General features: G+C 65.0%; 20 protein-coding genes. 10 read left to right on the plus strand and 10 right to left on the minus strand.

Features of this window, described 5'->3' with window-relative positions; translation table 11 throughout:
* Positions 1–111: 111 nt before the first annotated feature.
* Positions 112–1,290 (minus strand): acetyl-CoA C-acetyltransferase, encoded by a 1,179-nt coding sequence (locus tag AXW67_RS15955; protein ID WP_027553388.1) that lies wholly within the window; start codon positions 1,288–1,290, stop codon positions 112–114.
* Positions 1,291–1,605: 315 nt separating this feature from the next.
* Between AXW67_RS15955 and phaR the strand changes: the two genes are divergently transcribed.
* Both phaR and AXW67_RS15965 read left to right on the plus strand, forming a co-directional pair.
* Positions 1,606–2,193, plus strand: a complete 588-nt coding sequence (gene phaR / locus AXW67_RS15960; RefSeq protein ID WP_027553387.1) for a polyhydroxyalkanoate synthesis repressor PhaR — start codon at positions 1,606–1,608, stop codon at positions 2,191–2,193.
* A 478-nt stretch (positions 2,194–2,671) separates the two neighbouring features.
* The gene (locus tag AXW67_RS15965; RefSeq protein WP_063678634.1) at positions 2,672–5,539 is read left to right on the plus strand and encodes a PAS-domain containing protein; all 2,868 of its coding nucleotides are present in this window, start codon (positions 2,672–2,674) and stop codon (positions 5,537–5,539) included.
* A 32-nt stretch (positions 5,540–5,571) separates the two neighbouring features.
* Here AXW67_RS15965 and AXW67_RS15970 read toward each other — a convergent pair whose 3' ends face one another.
* Together AXW67_RS15970 and AXW67_RS15975 are read right to left on the minus strand one after the other, a co-directional pair.
* Positions 5,572–5,871 carry a hypothetical protein gene (locus tag AXW67_RS15970; RefSeq protein WP_027553385.1) on the minus strand — a complete coding sequence of 100 codons (300 nt, stop codon included), beginning with the start codon at positions 5,869–5,871 and terminating at the stop codon, positions 5,572–5,574.
* A 127-nt stretch (positions 5,872–5,998) separates the two neighbouring features.
* Positions 5,999–6,469, minus strand: a complete 471-nt coding sequence (locus AXW67_RS15975) for a MarR family winged helix-turn-helix transcriptional regulator (RefSeq protein WP_063678635.1) — start codon at positions 6,467–6,469, stop codon at positions 5,999–6,001.
* Positions 6,470–6,566: 97 nt separating this feature from the next.
* On the opposite strand from AXW67_RS15975, the gene AXW67_RS15980 reads away from it, so the two are divergent.
* Positions 6,567–6,935, plus strand: coding sequence for an antibiotic biosynthesis monooxygenase family protein (locus AXW67_RS15980; RefSeq protein ID WP_063678636.1), 369 nt, complete (start codon positions 6,567–6,569; stop codon positions 6,933–6,935).
* A gap of 227 nt (positions 6,936–7,162) precedes the next feature.
* Here the strand turns inward: AXW67_RS15980 and AXW67_RS15985 are convergent, their stop codons facing one another.
* Complete coding sequence (locus AXW67_RS15985; RefSeq protein ID WP_063678637.1) at positions 7,163–8,857, minus strand: bifunctional diguanylate cyclase/phosphodiesterase; 1,695 nt, start codon at positions 8,855–8,857, stop codon at positions 7,163–7,165.
* Positions 8,858–9,079: 222 nt separating this feature from the next.
* Between AXW67_RS15985 and AXW67_RS15990 the strand changes: the two genes are divergently transcribed.
* Positions 9,080–9,340 carry a hypothetical protein gene (locus tag AXW67_RS15990; protein ID WP_063678638.1) on the plus strand — a complete coding sequence of 87 codons (261 nt, stop codon included), beginning with the start codon at positions 9,080–9,082 and terminating at the stop codon, positions 9,338–9,340.
* A gap of 7 nt (positions 9,341–9,347) precedes the next feature.
* Here AXW67_RS15990 and AXW67_RS15995 read toward each other — a convergent pair whose 3' ends face one another.
* From AXW67_RS15995 to mtgA, 3 genes are all read right to left on the minus strand, one after another.
* Positions 9,348–9,989: a hypothetical protein gene (locus tag AXW67_RS15995; RefSeq protein WP_063678639.1), complete on the minus strand. Its 642-nt coding sequence runs from the start codon at positions 9,987–9,989 to the stop codon at positions 9,348–9,350.
* A gap of 254 nt (positions 9,990–10,243) precedes the next feature.
* Positions 10,244–10,426, minus strand: coding sequence for a 50S ribosomal protein L32 (gene rpmF, locus AXW67_RS16000; protein WP_024509484.1), 183 nt, complete (start codon positions 10,424–10,426; stop codon positions 10,244–10,246).
* A 164-nt stretch (positions 10,427–10,590) separates the two neighbouring features.
* Positions 10,591–11,271: a monofunctional biosynthetic peptidoglycan transglycosylase gene (gene mtgA, locus AXW67_RS16005; RefSeq protein WP_063678640.1), complete on the minus strand. Its 681-nt coding sequence runs from the start codon at positions 11,269–11,271 to the stop codon at positions 10,591–10,593.
* Positions 11,272–11,423: 152 nt separating this feature from the next.
* Here mtgA and AXW67_RS16010 point away from each other — a divergent pair, with 152 nt between their 5' ends.
* Both AXW67_RS16010 and AXW67_RS16015 read left to right on the plus strand, forming a co-directional pair.
* Complete coding sequence (locus AXW67_RS16010) at positions 11,424–12,347, plus strand: polyprenyl synthetase family protein (protein ID WP_027553378.1); 924 nt, start codon at positions 11,424–11,426, stop codon at positions 12,345–12,347.
* Between the two features lie 9 nt (positions 12,348–12,356).
* Positions 12,357–13,046 carry a DUF1345 domain-containing protein gene (locus tag AXW67_RS16015; protein ID WP_027553377.1) on the plus strand — a complete coding sequence of 230 codons (690 nt, stop codon included), beginning with the start codon at positions 12,357–12,359 and terminating at the stop codon, positions 13,044–13,046.
* Between the two features lie 45 nt (positions 13,047–13,091).
* On the opposite strand, the gene AXW67_RS16020 is transcribed toward AXW67_RS16015, so the two are convergent.
* On the minus strand, positions 13,092–14,921 hold the full coding sequence (locus AXW67_RS16020) for a caspase family protein (RefSeq protein ID WP_063678641.1): 1,830 nt from the start codon (positions 14,919–14,921) through the stop codon (positions 13,092–13,094).
* A gap of 189 nt (positions 14,922–15,110) precedes the next feature.
* Positions 15,111–15,539: a GFA family protein gene (locus AXW67_RS16025; RefSeq protein WP_027553375.1), complete on the minus strand. Its 429-nt coding sequence runs from the start codon at positions 15,537–15,539 to the stop codon at positions 15,111–15,113.
* Positions 15,540–15,633: 94 nt separating this feature from the next.
* Here AXW67_RS16025 and AXW67_RS16030 point away from each other — a divergent pair, with 94 nt between their 5' ends.
* Positions 15,634–16,008: a nuclear transport factor 2 family protein gene (locus tag AXW67_RS16030; RefSeq protein WP_027553374.1), complete on the plus strand. Its 375-nt coding sequence runs from the start codon at positions 15,634–15,636 to the stop codon at positions 16,006–16,008.
* Positions 16,009–16,171: 163 nt separating this feature from the next.
* Positions 16,172–18,037, plus strand: coding sequence for a DNA helicase RecQ (gene recQ / locus AXW67_RS16035; protein ID WP_063678642.1), 1,866 nt, complete (start codon positions 16,172–16,174; stop codon positions 18,035–18,037).
* Positions 18,038–18,294: 257 nt separating this feature from the next.
* Here the strand turns inward: recQ and AXW67_RS16040 are convergent, their stop codons facing one another.
* Positions 18,295–19,311 (minus strand): 1-aminocyclopropane-1-carboxylate deaminase, encoded by a 1,017-nt coding sequence (locus tag AXW67_RS16040; RefSeq protein WP_027553372.1) that lies wholly within the window; start codon positions 19,309–19,311, stop codon positions 18,295–18,297.
* A gap of 163 nt (positions 19,312–19,474) precedes the next feature.
* Here AXW67_RS16040 and AXW67_RS16045 point away from each other — a divergent pair, with 163 nt between their 5' ends.
* Together AXW67_RS16045 and AXW67_RS16050 are read left to right on the plus strand one after the other, a co-directional pair.
* Entirely contained in the window at positions 19,475–19,939 is a 465-nt protein-coding gene (locus AXW67_RS16045; RefSeq protein WP_063678643.1) for an Lrp/AsnC family transcriptional regulator, read from the plus strand.
* A gap of 131 nt (positions 19,940–20,070) precedes the next feature.
* Entirely contained in the window at positions 20,071–20,631 is a 561-nt protein-coding gene (locus AXW67_RS16050; RefSeq protein WP_027553370.1) for a carboxymuconolactone decarboxylase family protein, read from the plus strand.
* Positions 20,632–20,693 lie beyond the last annotated feature (62 nt).

The following is a 20,693-nucleotide window of genomic DNA, read 5'->3' on the forward strand; positions in this document are numbered from 1 at the left end:
GGCGGACGCGGTTGCGAAGAATATTTGATTTGCAACCGCTGCCTTTTTAATCGCGTGCAACGCACGCGGCTGACGTGTGCAGCGCACGCGTCAGTTACGCGTAAGGCCGCTTCAGTCGCGTGCCACGCACATCGCGATGCCCATGCCGCCGCCGATGCACAGCGTGGCGAGGCCCTTCTTCGAATCGCGCTTCTGCATCTCGTGCAGCAGCGTGACGAGCACGCGCGCGCCGGAAGCACCGATCGGATGGCCGATCGCGATCGCGCCGCCGTTGACGTTGACCTTGGAGGTATCCCAGCCGAGGTCCTTGTTGACGGCGCAGGCCTGCGCCGCGAAGGCCTCATTGGCCTCGATCAGGTCGAGATCGCCGACGTTCCAGCCGGCCTTCTTCAGCGCGAGACGCGAGGCCGGAATCGGCCCCGAGCCCATGATCTTCGGATCGACGCCGGCCTGCGCCCAGGACACGATGCGCGCGATCGGCTTCTTGCCTTCCTTGGCGGCCTGCTTCGCCGTCATCAGCACCACCGCGGCGGCGCCGTCATTGATGCCGGAGGCCGAGCCGGCGGTAACCGTGCCGTCCTTCTCGAAGGCCGGCTTGAGCTTCGCCATCGAGTCGAGCGTTGCGCCGTGACGTGGATATTCGTCGGCGCTGACGACGACGTCGCCCTTGCGGGTCTTGATGGTGACGGGGACGATCTCGTCGTTGAACTTGCCGGCCTTCTGCGCGGCCTCGGCCTTCTGCTGCGAGGCGACCGCGAACTCGTCCTGCTGGGCGCGGGTGATCTGCCACTGGCGCGCGACGTTTTCCGCGGTGTTGCCCATGTGGTAGCCGTTGAAGGCGTCCCACAGGCCATCCTTGATCATGGTGTCGACGAACTCGACTGCGCCCATCTTGACGCCGCCACGCAGGTACTGGGCGTGCGGGGCCATGCTCATGGACTCCTGACCGCCGGCGACCACGATGTCGGAGTCGCCGTTGAGCAGCGCCTGGTAACCGAGTGCGACGGAGCGCAGGCCCGAGCCGCAGAGCTGGTTGACACCCCAGGCCGGGCTCTCGACCGGAATGCCGGCGGAGATCGCAGCCTGGCGAGCCGGGTTCTGCCCCTGTGCGGCGGTCAGGATCTGACCCATGATGACTTCGGAGACTCGGCCGGGCTCGATGCCGCCGCGCTCCAGCGCGGCCTTGATGGCAACGGCGCCGAGGTCATGGGCAGGAAGGGTCGCGAAGGCTCCGTTGAAGCTTCCGACCGGGGTGCGGGCGGCGCTGACGATGACGACATCGTCTGACATGGGCATCTCCTGAGGCTTGAGGTTCTTGAAGGGGGCAGGCGGGGCCTTGAGAAAACGGCTCGCCAGTCTCGTTAGGCATCCTGTTAACGTCGTTGAGGCATGTCAATCGGCAGCGCGCCGAATCCATGCCGCACCGCATTCAAAATAGCGTTCTTGGCGATTTCGCAAGCAGCTTTTTGCTCCGCAATTAACCGTGGCGCACAAAACGGTAGCGTGAGCCCTTTGAAAATGCTTATTTTGTTGCGTTGCGTACTCTTCCCGCCCTGCGGCATAGCCCGTCGGGTTCCCGTTCTCAGCGTTTGCAAGTGAGAGCCCATGGCGAAATCAGACCAACCCACCACTATCAAGAAATACGCGAACCGCCGGCTCTATAACACCGGAACGAGCACCTACGTGACGCTGGAAGACCTCGCCGCGATGGTGAAGGAGGGCGAAGATTTCCTGGTCTACGACGCCAAGACCGGCGACGACATCACCCGCTCCGTGCTCGCCCAGATCATCTTCGAACAGGAGAACAAGGCCGGCCAGAACCTGCTGCCGACCACCTTCCTGCGCCAGCTCATCCGCTTCTACGGCGACAGCATGCAGATGGTGGTGCCGAAATATCTGGAGCAGTCGATCGCGACGCTGACCCAGGAGCAGGAGAAGTTCCGCAAGCAGATCGCCAGCACCCTCTCCGGCACTCCTTTTGCTCCGTTGGAAGAGCAGGTCCGCCGCAACATGGAGCTGTTCCAGCAGACCTTCTCGATGTTCAAGCCCTTCGCGCCGTCGGCGCGGCCGGCGGCGGAGCCGGAGCCCGATGCGAGCGCCGAGGCGCCGAAGGACAACAACATCGACGATCTGCGCCAGCAGATGAAGGAAATGCAGGAGCGCCTCGAGCGCATGTCGAAGAAGGACGAGTAGGTCCCTCGTTCGTCGGCGTACGGGCGCGGAGCCCGTAGCTTAGCACCGCTAGCACCACAATGTCGTCCTGACGAAAGCCAGGACCTCCGCGCGAGCGCCTGCGCTCGTCGCGATAACCCCAGGGCGCAGTTGTTGAGGCCGGCTGGGCTCAAAAGATCATTCCAACAACATCGGCCGGTCGTAATGGCTCGGCTTTCGCCAGGACGACGTTGGGGCAGCATTGTGCCTCCACGTCATCATATCCTCGCCTCATCATCTGAGCCCCGTCATCCTGAGGTGCTCGCGTAGCGAGCCTCGAAGGATGAACGGCCGAGATGCATCCGGGCCGATGCGCCAGGGGCGACCGGATCATTCTCCGCGTCGCCGGTCACCCTCCGTAAACTACCGCGCTTAAGGGAATTTTCCCGGGTGTTCGCTACCCTCGGCGTCCCAGTTACGTCGCGTTAAGTGTATTGCCCGCCCAGAAGCCGCCGATCCCATGACGTCGACCCGCAACATCGAGCCCGGTGCAGGCCGTGAGCAAGGCGCAGAGGCGCTGCTCGTGCTGAGCCAGCTTGCGCTCGACCGCATGGAGCAGGGCGTCTGCGTCTATGACGCCGACAACCGGATCGTGCTGCTCAACCACCGTTATCTCGAGCTGTTCGACCTGTCGGCAGACGTCGTCCGGCAAGGGACCAGCTACCGCGAGGTGCTCGCGCACAGCGCGACGCGCGGCAATTTTCCGGAGAGCGAGCTCGACGCGCTGTACGCCTCGCGCATCGCGCAGATCGCGGCCGGCGAACCCTTCCGCACCGAGCAGCGGCTTTCCAGCGGCCTCGTCATGGCGCTCGACCTGAAGCCGCTTCCCGGCGGCGGCTGGATGACGATCTGCGACGACGTCACCCGCCGCGCCCGGCTCGAGGCCGAACTGCGTGTGCAGACCGAGCGCAGCCAGCATGCGCTCGCCAACATGTCGCACGGCCTCATCATGTATGACGCCGAGAGCCGCGTCGTCGTCTGCAACGAGCGATTCCTGCGCCTCTACAATCTCGACGCCGACATCGTGAAGCCGGGCGTATCGCACAGCACGGTGATCGAACACTGGATGTCGCGCGGCAATCTGCCGGGCATGCCTGCGGACGAATTCCACGATGCCCGGCTGGAGGACATCCGCAGCAGGAAGTCGAAGTCCCTGCTCGTGATGCGCTATGACGGCCGGATGGTGCAGGCGGCGTCCCGCTTCCTCCCCGACGGCGGCTGGGTGACGGTGCATGAGGACGTCACCGAGCGGCTGCGTTATGAGGAGGCGCTGCGGCAGCAAAATGTCATGCTCGATGCTGCGCTGGAGAACATGGCGCACGGGCTCGCCTTCTACGACAGCGACATGCGGCTGCGCGTCTGCAACAACACCTACCGGAAGATCTATATGCTATCGCCGGAGGAGACCAAGCCCGGCACGCATCTTGGCGAGCTGATCGAGCGCTCGATCGCGAACGGCGCCTTCTCCTCGGAATTCAGCCCGCAGCAGATCCTCGAATCCGCGGGCGCGCGGATCGCGAGCCGCGATTCCTCGCCGATGCGCCGGCGCATGACGAACGACACCGTGGTCTCGGTGCGCTATTGCGCGCTGCCCGAGGGCGGATTTGTCGCCACCTACGAGGACATCACCGAACGCGAGCGCGCGGTCGAGGAGCTGAGCGAGCAATATCGCCGGTTCGACGCGGCATTGAACAATATGAGCCAGGGCCTGTGCATGCTCGACTCGAGCCTGCGCGTCATCGTCTGCAACCGCCGCTACATCGAGATGTACGGCCTGTCGCCCGACATCGTGAAGCCCGGTGTCTCGATGCGCGAGATCATGGAGCATAGCTGCTCGCTCGGCATCCACCCGAACACCACGGCTGCGCGACTCTATGCCGACTATGTCGAGCGGCTGCGCGAAGGCGAGCACACGCTGCACCGCCATTTGAGCGACGGCCGCATCATCAAGCTCAATCACAAGCGCATGGAACATGGCGGCTGGGTCGTCACCTATGAGGACGTCACCGAGCGCCACAAAGCGCAGGCCCGCGTCGCGCACATGGCGCGGCACGATTCGCTCACCGACCTGCCCAACCGCACGCTGTTCCGCGAGAAGATGGGCGAGGGACTGAACCAGGTCGCGATCGCCGGCGGCGCGATGGCCGTGCTGTGCTTCGACCTCGACAACTTCAAGACGGTCAACGACAGGCTCGGACATGCCGCCGGCGACCGGCTCTTGCGCTGGGTCGCGGCGCGGCTGAAGGAAAATGTCGGCGAGCACGACACGGTCGCGCGCCTCGGCGGCGACGAGTTCGCGGTACTGCAACGCGCACCCCAGCCGCAATCCGCGGAACAGCTCGCGCGCCGTCTGGTCGAGATCATCGGCCGGCCACCTCCGCTGGAGAACCAGTCGATTCACATCGGCGTATCCATCGGCATCGCGATCGCACCGGATCACGGGCTCGATGCGGACGAGCTGATGAAATGCGCCGACCTCGCGCTGTACCAGGCCAAGGCGAGAGGACGCGGCGCCTATCAGCTATTCGAACCCGAGATGGAAGAAGAGGCGCGCAGCCGGCACGCGCTGGAGCACGACTTGCGCGGCGCGCTGGAGGGACGCCAGTTCCACCTCGTGTTCCAGCCGCAGGTCCGCCTCGACACGTCCGAGCTCACCGGCTTCGAAGCGCTGCTGCGCTGGAATCATCCGACGCGCGGCCTGGTCTCGCCGGCCGAATTCATTCCGATCGCGGAAGAGAACGGCCTGATCGTTCCGATCGGCGAATGGGCGCTGCGCGCGGCCTGCGCGACCGCCGCGTCCTGGCCGGATGTCGCGGTGGCAGTCAACCTGTCGCCGGTGCAATTCCGCTCGCGCGGGCTGGTGGCGATGGTCACGAACGCGCTCGCGGAGGCAGGGCTGCCGCCGCGGCGGCTCGAGCTCGAGGTCACCGAGACGGCACTGCTCGACGACAGCGAGGCGACGATCGAGATTTTGCACCAGCTTCGGGCGCTCGGGGTACGCGTCAGCCTCGACGATTTCGGCGTCGGCTACTCATCGCTCAGCTATTTGCGCAAATTCCCGTTCGACCGCATCAAGATCGACCGCTCCTTCGTCGGCACGCTCGGCGAAAGCCCGGAGAGCATCGCGATCGTGCGCACCATCGCCAGCCTCGGCGCCGTGCTCGGCGTCGAGACCACGGCGGAAGGCGTGGAAACGGTGGAGCAGCTCGATTTCGTGCGCGAGTGCGGCTGCACTGCGGTGCAGGGCTATTACTTCGGCAAGCCGTGCCCCACTGCGGAGGTGCGCGGCGTGATCGAGAGGCTGAGCGCCACCCGCCGCGTGGCGTGACGCTCCGCTTCACCCCGCCGCTCGCTCCATCGTCACGCCCGAGACGACCGCAGGCGATTGAGCGTGGCACGATCTACCGATGCGAGCGCATTGCTCCACTCCCGTTCGGAAAGATCTCCGACCAGGCTGGAAAGACTGATAGCAAGCGCACGAAGCCGCGCATTCTCCTCAAGAAGCAAGAAAACGTCGTTCGACGGGGATTCATCGTCCGAAAAGCTAGCGCCTTCGCAAAGCTGCCTTGACAAGAGTTCGAAAGACTCATCAGGCACGATATCTTCGGCAGAGGAAATCGGCTTCTGTCTCTTATGACGGAGCAAATCTTCATCACTCATGGCAAATTCCCCAACTCAGGACATGCCCCCAACCGTATTTGATTACATCGATTGAGTCGGCGGCGGATTTGAGTCCGAAATGGGCTCACACGATGTACGCCTCGTGTCCCCCTGACGCCTCCCCCGCTCATTCGTTCGCTTCACCGGCGTCTTTCAGACCGGCTCGCAGTGAGGTCACGACGCGATGGGCCATTTCGATATCCTTGACCGATAATCCGTTCGCCAGCCCGTTGACCCACGGGACCTGCAGGCGGCCGGCGGCATCGTAGACCTGCCTGCCCTTGTCGGTGAGGACCACGAGCTGCGCCCGGCGGTGATGCGGGTTGGTCTCGAACGCGACGAGGCCGTCCCGCTCGAGGTCGTTGACGATACGCTGCACGTTCTGGCGGTTGGCGCCCAGATTGCGCGCCAGCCAGGCGACCGGCTCGGGGCGCTCCGCATCGACGATCGCTCCCAGGATCTGCCAGCGCGCGCTGGTGAGGCCGAGCGGAGCCACCAGCCGGTCGCCGGCGGTCAGCAGCAGGCCGTTGGCCCGGAACAGGTCGAGGATGAGGCCGGTCAGGGCGTCGCCCGCCGGGGTCCGCTTGGTCTTGCTCATTTGCTACGATCATTCCGTATTGACATCATCATGTCAAATATCTATGTCACACATTGTCGAATTGACATGATGATACCAAACTAGACGGAGTGATGTCATGCCCCAGATGCGCCCGCTCGATCCGGCCTTCCCGATCGACCGCCAGATCGCTCTCGACGCCGGCCCCGTGGTGCTGGTCAATCTGTTCACGCTCGATGCGGAAGACGAACAGAACTTCCTGAAGAGCTGGCAGGACGATGCCGCCTTCATGAAGCGGCAGCCCGGCTTCATCTCGACCCAGCTTCACCGCGCCGTCGGCGACAATCCGACCTATCTCAACTACGCGGTCTGGGAATCCAACGCGCATTTCCGCGCGGCCTTCACCCATCCGGAATTCCGGGCCAAGATCGCGGACTACCCAGCCTCCGCCGTCGCAAGCCCGCATCTGTTTCAGAAGGTCGCGGTGCCGAACATCTGCGTGGCATAGCCACACACCGTCATTGCGAGCGAAGCGAAGCAATCCAGACTGCCGCCGCGGGAACATTCTGGATTGCTTCGCATCGCTCGCAGCAATGACGGAGAAGACAGCCGAGCCCCAGCGTAATCGTAGGGTGGGCAAAGGCGCACTTGCGCCGTGCCCACCATCTCGCCACGAATGCGCAGACGTGGTGGGCACGGCGCGCGAAGAGCGCGCCTTTGCCCACCCTACGATCCCTACCCCGCTGCGGGCAGCGCGCTGCTCGGCGGCTGGCACCATGGCCGATCGGCTGATGCCAGCCCGATCAGGCGGCCCTGGATGTAATCGCAGCCCCAATCGCGCAGCATGCCGGCGGCTTCCTCGTCCTGGACCCATTCGGCCACCGTCTTGATGTCGAGGCGGCGGGCGAGGTCAATCAGGGTCTGCACGAACGCGCGGTCGTCGGCGGAATGGGTGATGTTCTGGACGAAGGCGCCGTCGATCTTCACGATATCCACGCCGAGCTTGCGCAAATTGCGGAACGAGGTGTAGCCGGCGCCGAAATCGTCGATGGCAATGCGGCTGCCGAAATGCTTCAGGCGGCCGACGAAGGCGCGGACATCGTCGATGTCCTGGATCGCGACCGTCTCGGTGATCTCCACGATCAGCCGCTCGGCGACGCCGGGATGGGCGTGCATCAGCGACTCGATTCCGGCCCACCAATCCGGATCCATGGTGGTGTCGGGTGAGATGTTGAGGCTGAGCCGGACATCGGGCGAAGCAGCGAGCTCGGCGACCACGAGTTCGAGCACGCGGTGATCGACCAGGCGAATGAGGCCCAGCCGCTCGGCGACCGGTACGATGTCGGGCGCGAGCAGCACCTGGCCGTCGCCCTGGTCCATCCGCACCAGGCATTCGTGGAAAGCGCCCTCGCGCGTGCCCGCGGCGACCACCGGCTCATAGGCGAGCAGGATGCGGCGCTCGTTCAGCGCGGTGACGATCTCGTCGGTGACGCGGATGTTGACGCGGCGCTGCGCGTCGCGCTCGGCGTTCGGCCGCCACGCCGCGAACGAACCGGCGCGGCGGCGCTTGGCGGCGTCCAGCGTCTCATGGGCACGGTTGATCGCCTCGTCGGTGGTGCGGGCATAGCGCGGCAAGCTGATGGCGCCGATCGAGGCGGTGACCGAGACCGGGCCCGATCTCGTCGGCACCACCTCATCACGGATGCCGGCGAGGAAGCGCTCGGCGGCGACATTCATGTCGTCGACGGTGCAGTTCTTCAGGATCAGGCCGAACTTGTTGCCGGAGAAGCGCCCGAGCACGTCGCCGCCGCGCAGTCGCGCGCGGATGCGTTTTGCGACGTCGAGGATCACGGCGTCGGCGACGTCGAAGCCAAAGGCGTCGTTGACGCGGGCGAGATGATCGATGCCGAGCAGCATGAAGGCCGAGGTCGAGCGAAAGCGCGTCGACTCCTCGATCGCCTCGGCCAGCGCCGCGATCAGATGGGTGCGGTTGAGCTCGCCCGTCAGCGGATCGAGGCGGGCGAGCCTCGCCAGCTCTTCGTCGCGGGCGTGGCGCTCGTTGTTGATGCAGACGATACCCTGCACACGCACCGGGCGGCCGTCGGGGCCGGCGAACCAGCGGCCGGTCTCCTCGATCCAGACCACGGGATCGGACGCGCTCATGCGCACGCCATATTCAACGCGATAGGGCGTGCCGTCGGCGCCGTGCACGGCGGAGGTCTGCGCCAGTGCGGCGGTACGCACGGATTGCCGAGGCTCGATCAGCCTGGCGAATTCGGCGCCGGTCGCCAGCCGCTCGGCCGGAATGGCGGGAAAGACGGCATCGACACGCTCGCCCCAGACGATGGCGTCGCTGGCGAGGTCCCAGACAAACACGGCCTGGCCGAGGCCAGCGAGGATTTCGGAGGCTTGCGGCAATGCGGGGGTCAAATTCGCCTCGTTTCGGGACAGCGGGGAGTCCTGAGCCGGCACAGGATAGAGCCGGATTCGCCCCCGACCCTAGGCAAAGTTCATAAACAATTTGGAAACCACGTTTGAAGGCGGGGTCGGAACCAAACCGGCCCGTCCGGCATAGGCCTTGCGAGTACATGACTCGCACCGGCGCAGCGTCCCGAAACGCGACAGTTTTCCGCCGGATCAACGGTGATTGCGATGTTGGGTACTGATCGATTGGACGAGGCGGAAGGCGGCACGGGCACGGCCCTGGTGCCGATGACGCCGACATTGCAGTGGGTGCACAAGGTGCCGCTGCCGCGCCCCGATCCGAGCTTCGTCACCCAGCTCATCGCCAATGCCGAGCACCTGCCCCAGGCAAGCCGGCTGCGCCGCGCCTCGCCCGAGGATGCGCGCATGGCCTATGGCAGCAAGCGCCCGCTGCCCAGCGTCAGCGCACGTACGCGGCAGGTGGCTTGAGGGAAAATCAGCGCGGCGGCGCGTCGGGAGACGGAGTGCCGTTGCCCGGCTGCAGATGCGGCGAGGGGATTTCCGGCGAGTTGTTCTGCACGGGCTTCGGCGCGGGGTGATCCATCAGCACGGATTCGGCAACCGATTGCGCGGAAGGCGCGGGAGGAGCCGGCGGCAGCGGCGCGGGCGCGGGCTCATGTTTCGGCTCGAACTTCGCATCCTCCGCTTCCGGTTCGGCCTGGCGCTTGGCCTTGCGCGGCGTCGTCACCGCCTCGGCGGCGACATAGGTGATGCGGCGGCGCGTGCGCTGGGCGATGCCGCCGAGGAAATCGGCCATCGAGAGCAGCACCAGGAGGAAATAGGTGGAGTTGCCGAATTTCGGCCACATCACGAATTCGGCCGCGGCCGCGCCGAATATGATCAACGACAGCAGGTGATCCATCAGGAACTTGGCGCCGGGGCGCGCGCCCTTGACCACCTCGAGAAGCAACAGCACCACGCCGAGCGCGAGGAGGAGGTCAGCGAGCGTGACCGGCCAGACTTCGCCCGTCACCATCGGCACCTTGAACAGCACGTCCGTGAACGACACGGTCGGCATCAGGAAGGCGATGATGTTGTAGACCGCGAGCGGAATCAGAAGTAGCGGGAAACCGACCATCGGCAAAATGCCTTCTCGATCTAGAGCATGATCCGGAAAAGTGTGGAGCGGCTTTCCGAAAAGATCATGCTCAAACAATAACCTAAAGCGCGATGACGATTCATCCCAGTCTCATCGCGCTGTAGACCTCCGGGCAGGACAATGCGGCGGCGAAGCATTTGCTCCGCCGCCGTCACCACCTAACGCAACTTGGTTCTGGGATAGGCCGAAATCAGGTGGGCTACGTCGCCCTGCCCAAAGGAAAACGTCCGGCCTCAGGACTCTTTCTTCTTCAAGACCTGCCGGCCCTTGTACATGCCGGTCTTGAGGTCGAGATGGTGCGGGCGACGGAGCTCGCCAGAGTCCTTGTCCTCGACATAGGTCGGCTTCTTGAGCGCGTCCGCGGAGCGGCGCATGCCACGGCGCGACGGCGAGGTTTTTCTTCTCGGAACGGCCATTATCAATATCCTCTAGGGATTGGTGTTGTCCGGGCATCGTCCGCTAGGGGACGGCTCAGCACCCGCAATGCGAGGCGAGCTGAATGCCGATCAAGCCCGGGCTTATAGAGGAAGGCTGGCCGCAAAGCTAGGGTTTTGGACCGGAAAATGTGCCCGGAAAGGGCTCAAAATCCGCGATTTTCCCGCCAGCAGGTTGCAAGCGAGCTGGCCTGCCCCCTTGCCATATAGGTTGCGGCCAGCCGCCGCACGCCCGGACCGGGGTTTCTGGCGCTGCGTTTGACCGGATTCGGCAGGATCGAGGCCAGCAGGCCCGCCTCCCGGGGCGACAGGTTCGCGGCTGATTTGCCAAAGGCATAGGCGCTGGCCGCCTCCACTCCAAACTGTCCCTGCGGGCCGAGTTCGGCGATGTTGAGGTAGATCTCCAGGATCCGCCGCTTGGGCAGGACGAGGTCGATCCACAGCGCCAGCGGAAACTCCAGCGCCTTGCGGACAAAATCCCGCCCCTGCCAGAGGAACAGGTTTTTCGCCACCTGCTGGGTAATGGTGGAAGCGCCCCGGAACGGCGTGCCGTCCTCCTGCGCGTCGTCGATCGCCTCGCGCAGCGCACCCCAGTCGATGCCGTGATGCTTGCAGAAATGGGCATCCTCGGCCGCCACCACCGAACGAGGCAGGTAGGGCGACATCGCCGCAAGGTCGATCCATTCCCGATGCATCGGCGCACCGCGCAAGCTTCGCCAGGCCATCAGCGTCGAAACGGGATGTCCGGTGCGGTAGAACGGCGCGATCAAGTAGGGCGCGAGAAGCGCGATCGCGATCACCACGATCAGGGTCTTGAGGACGCGCAAATCAACCTTTCCGGCGCAAAATCAGCGAACTCGGCCGTTAAGCCTGTGATTGTTCGGGCCTTTTTCAACACTTTTAAGGCCTTCCAAACGATTGACTGGGGCGGGCGCATAAAGGATTGTCCCGCCGAATTTTGGTTCTGGAGCCCTTCTTGATGACCGGCACGTCCCCGTCCGATTTCGCCAAGCGTCTGGACAAGACCGCTGATGATACCGAGGCCCTGCTCGGCCGCCTGCTGTCGGACGACATCCTGCCCGATGAAATCACCCGCCCCAAGCGACTGATGGACGCAATGCGCTATTCGAGCCTTAACGGCGGCAAGCGCCTGCGGCCGTTCCTGGTGGTCGAGAGCGCCGCAGTGTTCGGTGTGCCGCGTGAGGCCGCCCTGCTCGCCGGCGCAGCGCTCGAATGCATCCACTGCTATTCGCTGATCCACGATGATCTGCCGGCAATGGACAATTCCGACCTGCGCCGCGGCCGGCCCACCCTGCACAAGAAGACCGATGACGCCACGGCGATCCTCGCCGGCGACGGACTGCTGACGCTCGCCTTCGACATCATCACCCGCGACGAGATCCATCGCGATGCCAACGTGCGGCTCCTTTTGACGCGCGCACTGGCGCGCTGCTCCGGCATCGGCGGCATGGTCGGCGGCCAGATGCTCGATCTCGCCGGCGAAGGTCGTTTCGGCGACCGCGAGCCGGTCGACGTTGCTCGGCTCCAGCAGATGAAGACCGGCGCGCTGCTCCGCTATGGCTGCATCGCGGGCGCCATCCTCGGGCAGGCCTCGCAGAAAGAATATCAGGCGCTCGACGATTACGGCCGCGCGCTCGGCGAAGCCTTCCAGATCGCCGATGATTTGCTCGACGTCGAGGGCGATGCGGCCGCGCTCGGCAAGCCGTCGGGGCAGGACGCAGCGCTCGGCAAGACCACCTTCGTCACCCAGCTCGGCATCGAGGGCGCCAAGCAGCGCGTGCGCGACCTGCTCGCGCGGGCCGACAGCGCCGTCTCGATCTTCGGCGATCGCGCCGACGTGCTGCGCGCCGCCGCGCACTTCGTCGCCGAGCGGAAGAGCTAGCTCGCATCGATGGCGGCCGACGGTAAAGAAGATCCCGTCCTCGTCCGCTTCCGCCAGATGTCGCGGCCAATGCGGCTGCTTTATGCGCGGCCGAGAACCTTCATCTCGCTTGGGATCGGCATCATCGTCTGCCTGCTGCTGCCGGGCTCGCTGCGGCTCGTGACGCGGCTGGTGCTCGGCTGGGATGCGCTGATTGCGGCCTATCTGGTGCTGGTCTACGGCATGATGCTGAACAACGACCACCAGCACATCCGCCGCGCCGCAGCAATGCAGGACGACGGCCGCTTCGTGATCCTGCTGGTGACGGCGATCGGCGCCTTTGCCAGCATCGCCGCGATCGTCTTCGAGCTCGGCACGCCGCATCGCGGCGTCTGGGAGCTGACCATCGCGATCACCACCATCGCGCTGTCCTGGGCCGCCGTGCACACGACCTTCGCGCTGCACTACGCCCACGACTATTACCGCCATCCACCCGGCGGCCTGCAATTCCCGAGCGGCGACAAGGACGATCACGCCGACTACTGGGACTTCGTCTACTTCTCCTTCGTGATCGGCATGACCGCGCAGGTCTCCGACGTCGGCATCACCGACAAGACCATCCGCCGCACCGCCACCGCGCACGGCATCGTCTCCTTCATCTACAACACGGCTCTGCTCGCACTAACGGTGAACATCGCGGCGAGCGCGATCGCGACGTAACCGTCGTCCCGGCAAAGGCCGGGACGACCACGTGGAAGCATTTCCCTAGTTGCACACCTCGGCATTGGCCGCATTGCCCGGGCCGCCGCCGCCGCGATATTCGAGATGACAGCCACGGTTGACCGGGCGGCAGGTGGTGTTGTCGCAATAGATCTGACCGCTGCTGCCACCTGATGCCCGACGCGCGCCGGCTGCGGTGCCGGCCGCAGCGCGGCCATAACCGCCGATGCCGCCATAGCCGCCCGCGGAGCCCTCCTGCGAACGCTTCCGCGCCGGACGGTCGTCGCCGCTGTCGTCGCGCCGCGACGTCGCGGGCTTTGAAACCGCGCGCTTGGCCGCGCGCTTCTTCTCGCACTCATTGTCGTCGTTCAGCGCATAGCCGTCGCCGCAGACGATCTTGGTGCATTTGTCGCCATCGGCCTTGAAGCCGTGCTCGCAGACCAGCGGGCAGACCCGCGAGGATTTTGACTTGACGGCATCGAGCGCATCGGCGCTTGCGACCTTCACGTCGAGCTTGGTGCCGGCATAGCGGTTGAATTGCGACAGCGAGCGCTGCGAGGTCGTGGTCCAATTGCCGTCGGCCTGCCCGGAAAAGCAGCCGACGCGGCCGAGCTCGGTCTGCACCGAGCGGGTGAGATCGGCCGGCGCGGTCGCCGGCGTCAGCGCGGCGACATTTGTGCCGGTCGGCGCAGCCGCGCTGGCCGGCGCGGCATTCGGCGCTGCGCCGGCAAGGTTGACGCGCTGCTGCTCGGCGGCGGCCGCCTGCTGCTGCGCCTGCTCCTTGGCCTTCTGCGCGGCAAGCTGCGCCTGCTCGGCCACCTTCGCATCGGCCGCGGCCTTGGCCTGCGCCTCCTTCTGTGCGCCGACAGCGGCGAGACGGTCGCGCTCGGCCTCGGCCTGCTTGGCCTTCTCGATCGCCGCAGCATGGGCCTGCTCGGCCGCGATCTTCTCGAGCTGCAACCTGGCGAGGCTCGCATAGAAGCCGTCGGCGTGCTGGGCGAGGAAGGCTTCCCAGGCCGCCTTGTTGCCGACCTGCAGCGCCAGCTCATAGTCACGGCGCATGTCCGCCTGCGGATTGGTCACCGCTGCGGCTGCGGGCGTCGCCTTGACCGGCACCAGCGGCACGTCCTCGCCACCGAGCGAGCCATAGACGAACGGCTCCTGCTTGTTGTTCGTGCTCTTCAGCACGTCATCGCGCACGAAGCCGAAGGCTCGGCGGACGTCGAGACCCGGCGTCGTCAGATGCCGCGACAGCGCGACGGTGAACGGGCTGTTGGCGCCGTCGCCATCCTGCGCCGTGAAGCCGGCCTTGGCCGAATAGGCGATCAACGTGTTGGGGCTGGTCGGCTCGACCTGGGCAAGGCCGCGGCCGATGCCGCGCGAGGCGACCGTGCGCTTCATGGTCTTGCCGAACGGATTGTCGCGGCAGGCATCGAGGATCACCAGGCGCAGTTGCTTTGCGGGTTCGACCGCGACCAGGACGCGGTCGAGCGACAGCGCCTCGTCATAGACGTCGGTGTCGCGCTCGAGCTTGGCGTCGACCGGGATCAGATAGTTCGAGCCTTCGACCTCGATGCCGTGGCCGGCGTAGTAGACCACCGCGATATCGGCATCGCGCGTCGCGTCGGCGAAGTCGCGCAGCACGCGCCTTGTATCCAGCGCCGACAGGTCGTGCCGGGACTCGACGACGTCGAAGCCGGCCTCCTTCAGCGTCTTGGCCATCACCGCGCCGTCATTGACGGGGTTCGCGAGCGACGGCGCGTTTTGGTAGGCCGAATTGGCGAGCACCAGCGCGACGCGTTTTCCGGCGAGCGCGGGCTCGGCGCCGAACAGGAGGACCAGAAGAAGCGGACAAAGTCTGAGCAGGTTGCGCATGACACGACTTCCAGAGATCGAGGGCATTCGACACCCTTTGGGCCCTTTTGGGATTCCTTAGCAGGATCCACCGCGCGCGCTTGTGATGGAGGTCACGAAGACGGCGCCGGAAGCATGCGGAGCCCCTTTTGTTAGTCTCGCCAGCGCGATAGCGGTTCGCTGACAAGGCCGCGCAGGGGCCAGGTTCCCTCAGCCATCGGCGATGTGCCCGCGATACTGCGGCAGATTGTCCGTGATCTCGTGCCAGGGCGCCTTGGAGCCGACGAAAATATGCGCGCTCGGCCGGATCGAGGGGGCATCGACCAGGGTTCCCATGGCGACATGGACCCATTTTCCTTCGCGAACCCGGGAATAGAGCAGCGAGCCGCAGCGGGCGCAGTGTGCATCATGGGTGATCTCGTCCCCGACAATGATGCGCCCACCCTCGCCGGCGACGATGCGGAGCTTGCTGTGCTGGATCCCGGCGAACGGCTTGCAGGCGGCGCCGGTGGTGCGGCGGCAGTTCGAGCAGTGGCAGTTCATGGCGTAGGAGAATTCGTCTGCCACTTCAAAGCGGACGGCGCGGCAGTAACATTCGCCGGCAAGAATACGAGCGTTCGGCTTTTCTGATCCGGTCATCGCAGTGCCCTCGCGCAAATGGCGGAGACACCCATAGCGCAATTTGATGTGTACGACTAAGTTCGGATCAAGCCATCATTCAAAAGGATGATCCATGAGCCAGAACCGTGCGAGCGTCGAAGCCGTCGTGCAGAGCTATTTTGACGGGCTTTACGAGGGCGATGCCGAGAAGCTCGGCGCCATCTTCCATCCCTCCGCCGATTTGCGCTGGGTCGAGAAGGGCGAGCTTCAGGTCCTCACCGTACCGGATTGGCTCGACCGCGTGCGCAAGCGGGCCTCTGCCAAGGCCGAGGGCAAGCCGCGCGAGGATTTCATCGTCACCATCGATCGCTCGGATGACAAGACCGCCTTCATCAAGGTCAGGTGCCAGCTGCCGCCGCGCTACTTCACCGACTATCTGGTCGCGATGAAGCTCAGCGACGGCTGGCAGATCGTGTCGAAATCCTACCGGTATGACCTGAAGGAGTGAGGGAAGCGGCTGGCCGCTGCCTGCCCCCGGCGAGCGAAACCCGGGACGCTCTGTCCACACCACAAGAGAAGAGCTGCCGCGCTCGCCTCAAAAACCTTGTCACGTCAGCGCGGCCATGCCACTGGCGGTGACGAAATCGTCACCGCCCTGCTCCCGTTCGCCCATGTCCGCGCCCTCCACTGCCCCATTGCCCGCGCCCCGAGACGGCCGCGATGCGCTGTCGGTGCTGCATTCGGTGTTCGGCCTGCCCGGCTTCCGTGGCGCGCAGGGCAAGATCATCCAGCATGTCACCGAAGGCGGCAATTGCCTGGTCCTGATGCCGACCGGCGGCGGCAAATCCCTGTGCTATCAACTGCCCTCGCTGCTGCGCGAGGGCTGCGGCATCGTGGTATCGCCTTTGATTGCGCTGATGCGCGACCAGGTCGCCGGCCTGATCGAAGCCGGCGTCAACGCTGCCGCGCTGAACTCCTCGCTGACACTCCAGGAGGCGTCCGAGATCGAGCGCCGCCTGATCGCGGGCGATCTCGACCTGCTCTATGTCGCACCGGAACGGCTGGTCACGCCGCGCTGCCTGTCGCTGCTGGCCCAGGCGAAGGTGGCGCTGTTTGCGATCGACGAAGCCCATTGCGTCTCGCAATGGGGCCATGACTTCCGCCCCGAATATGTCGCTCTCTCCGTCATCGCCGAGCGCTTTCCCGACGTGCCGCGGATCGCGCTGACCGCGACCGCCGACGACTTGACGCGCAAGGAGATCGTCGAGCGGCTTCGGCTTGTCGGCAGCCCGCAATTCGTCTCCAGCTTCGACCGGCCGAACATCCGCTACGAGATCGTCGACAAGCGCAATTCGGTGTCGCAACTGAAGGAGTTCATCCGCGAACGGCATGCCGGCGATGCCGGCGTGGTCTATTGCCTCTCCCGCAACCGGGTCGAGGAGGTCGCCAGCGCGCTGGAAGACGCCGGCATTGCGGCGCTGCCCTACCACGCCGGCCTCGACAGCAGTATACGCTCGCGCAACCAGGGCCGCTTCCTCAACGAGGACGGCATCGTCATCGTCGCGACCATCGCCTTCGGCATGGGCATCGACAAGCCCGACGTGCGCTTCGTCGCCCATCTCGATCTGCCCAAGAGCATCGAGGCCTATTACCAGGAGACGGGGCGCGCCGGCCGCGACGGCAAGCCGTCCGCCGCCTGGATGGCCTATGGGCTCTCCGACATCGTGCAGCAGCGCCGCATGATCGACGAATCCGGCGCCTCCGACGATTTCAAGCGGGTCTCGATCGGCAAGCTCGATGCGCTCGTGGGCCTCGCCGAAACGCCGCATTGCCGGCGCCGCCGGCTGCTCGCCTATTTCGGCGAGATCGTGATGGGCGAGACCTGCGGCAATTGCGACAACTGCCTGACGCCGCCGAAAATGCGCGACGGCAAGGTGCTGGCGCAGAAGCTGCTCTCCTGCGTCTATCGCACCGGGCAGCGCTTCGGCGCGATGCATCTGATCGACGTGCTGGTGGGACGGCTGACCGAGAAGGTGACGCAGTTCGGCCACGACAAGCTCTCGGTGTTCGGCATCGGGCGCGAGCTCAACGAGAAGCAGTGGCGCACAGTGCTGCGGCAACTCGTGGCGATGGGCCATTTGCAGAGCGACAGCGAGGCTTTTGGCGCGCTGAAGCTGACGGACTCATCGCGCGGCGTGCTGCGCGGCGAGACCGAGGTGTGGCTGCGCGAGGAGGCGCCCGGCACCCGCATCCGCTCAAGCCGCGCCAAATCCCGCCGCGGTGACCTCGCACCTGCGGCGAATGCGCCGCAAGGCGACGTCGATCCCGAATTGCGCGCGCGGCTGCGGTCCTGGCGCTCCGACGTCGCGCGCGAGCGCGGCGTGCCGGCCTATGTGGTGCTGCACGACGCCACCATCGACGGCATCGTGCGGGCCTGGCCGACAACGCTCGACGAATTGCGCAATGTGCCAGGGATCGGCGACAAGAAGCTGGAGCATTACGGCGAGGAATTGCTGCGACTGATCAGGACGCGGTAGGGACGTAGCGCAGCTGTAGTTGGTGCGCCCGCGTCTCTCCCTATCGTCATCCCGGACGAGCGCAGCGCCGGGCAGCGCGTAGCGCTTTCCCGTAGCGAGCGCAGATCCGGGATCCATAACTCACAGGCCGTGCAAATGACGCGCGGGTAGCCCCAGCGTGTTTCAACAACTCACCATCGGGGTAATGGGTCCTGGCTTTCGCCAGGACGACATGGGTGAGGATGCGCGCGCTACGCCTGTATCACATCACACCTGCGCTACCCATTCCGGAACGCGTAGGCGTAGCCGTTCAGCGCCGGGGCGCCGCCGAGATGGGCGTAGAGGATCTTTGCGCCCTTCTCGAAATAGTCCTTCTTGGCAAGATCGATCAGGCCCTGCATCGATTTACCCTCGTAGACGGGATCGGTGATCATGCCTTCGAGCCGCGCGGTGAGACGGATGGCCTCTTTGGTCTCCTCAGACGGCACGCCATAGGCCGGGTAGGCGTAGTCCTCGATCAGCACGACATCGTCCGCGACGAGGTCCTTGCCGAGCTCGACGAGCTTGGCCGTGTTCTGCGCGATCGAGAGCACCTGCGCCTTGGTCTGCGCCGGCGTGAACGAGGCGTCGATGCCGATCACCTTTCGCGCGCGACCGTCGGCGGCGAAGCCGACCAGCATGCCGGCATGGGTCGAGCCGGTGACAGTGCAGACGACGATATAGTCGAACTTGAAGCCGAGCTCCTTCTCCTGCTTGCGCACCTCCTCGGCGAAGCCGACATAGCCGAGCCCGCCAAATTTGTGCACGGAGGCGCCGGCCGGAATTGCATAAGGCTTGCCGCCCGCCGCCTTCACTTCCTCGATCGCCTGCTCCCAGCTTTTGCGGATGCCGATGTCAAAGCCGTCGTCGACCAGGCGCACGTCGGCGCCCATGATGCGCGAGAGCATGATGTTGCCGACGCGGTCGTAGACGGCGTCCTCATGGGGCACCCAGGCTTCCTGCACGAGCCGGCACTTCATGCCGATCTTGGCGGCAACCGCCGCGATCATGCGGGTATGGTTGGACTGCACGCCGCCGATCGAGACCAGCGTGTCGGCGTTCGAGGCGATCGCGTCAGGGATGATGTATTCGAGCTTGCGCAGCTTGTTGCCGCCATAGGCAAGGCCGGAATTGCAGTCCTCGCGCTTGGCATAGATCTCGACCTTGTCGCCGAGATGCTTTGACAGCCGTTCCAGCTTCTCGATGGGGGTCGGCCCGAAGGTCAGTGGATAGCGCGCGAATTTTTCCAGCGTCATCAGAAGCTCATCCCGATTGGCGTTGTCCTGGCGGAAGCGACTAGCACCTATTCCAGGAAATGTGCTCTCAAATGCTGCGCGCTCATTGCGCTTTATCTTGCACAAATTGCCAGATCATCTATTTATTCTTTCATAGAAGTACAAATTTATGGAAGTTTCTTCCATGGCCGCTAGGGTCGACCGCACCGACCTCAAGATATTGAGATTGCTGCAAAATAACGGCCGGCTCAGCAATGCAGAGCTGGCCGAAACCGTCGCGATCAGCCCGGCGACCTGCCATCGCCGCACCCAGCGCCTGTTCGAGGAGGGGTTCATTGCCACCGTCCGCGCCATGGTCGCGCCAAAGAAGGTGGCGAAGGGCACGCTGGTGATGGTCGGCGTCGTGCTCGACCGCTCGACGCCGGAGAGTTTTGCGACGTTCGAGCAGGCGATCGCCAAGCTGAAATTCGTGCTCGACTGCCACCTCGTCGCCGGAGACTTCGACTACTTCCTCAAGATCCGCGTCGGCGACATGGAGGACTTCAATCGCATCCATGGCGAGCAGCTCATCGCGCTGCCCGGCGTGCGCCAGACCCGCACCTTCTTCGTGATGAAGGAAGTCGTCGACAACGCGCCGCTGGAGTTTTGAACAAGGCGTTCAGCGCGTCGCGACGCGCGGCCTGACCGAACGCTCTACGACCTGGCATGTCACGGCAACTTCACTTGCCTTGGGCAGTGATGCGGGCGAGCTTCGCGCCTTCTCAACGAGGAGATCCTGCCGTGCGCCTTCCCATTCTCGATCCGAAACAACTGACCGACGAACAGAAGCCGCTCTATGACGACATGCGAGCGGGCATCAAGGACCACTTCAAGGGCTTCGTGAACATGCGCGAGGACGGCGCGCTGCTCGGGCCCTGGAATCCCTGGATCCGCGAACCGCGCTTCGGCGGACCGGTGTGGGAGCTGGTCAAGGCGATCGCGGCTAAGCCGCTACTGCCGGCTCCGGTGCGCGAGGTCGCGATCCTGGTCACTGGATCGCATTTCCGCTCCGGCTACGAGCTCTATGCCCATGTGCTGGTGGCCGAGCAGCGCGGCCTGTCCGACGAGAAGCTTGCCACCATCGTCGCCGGACAGCGGCCGGTCGACCTGACCAAGCAGGAGGCGGTCGCCTACGACATGGCCTCGGCGCTGGTGAGCGGCGGCGTGCTGCCGGAATTGACCTGGCGCGCCGCAGTGAAGGAATTCGGCGAGCACGGCGCGGCCGAGCTGTCGTACCTCGTCGGCGTCTACTGCATGGTCTCCGTCACGCTGAACACGTTCGACGTGCCGGTGCCGGACTGACGCGCGCGGTCACTCCGACCCCCGAGGTCGCACACCATCATGCGGTCAATTGCGGGAGACGA

Origin of the sequence: Bradyrhizobium neotropicale, assembly GCF_001641695.1 — a bacterium.
Classification (GTDB): Bacteria; Pseudomonadota; Alphaproteobacteria; order Rhizobiales; family Xanthobacteraceae; genus Bradyrhizobium; species Bradyrhizobium neotropicale.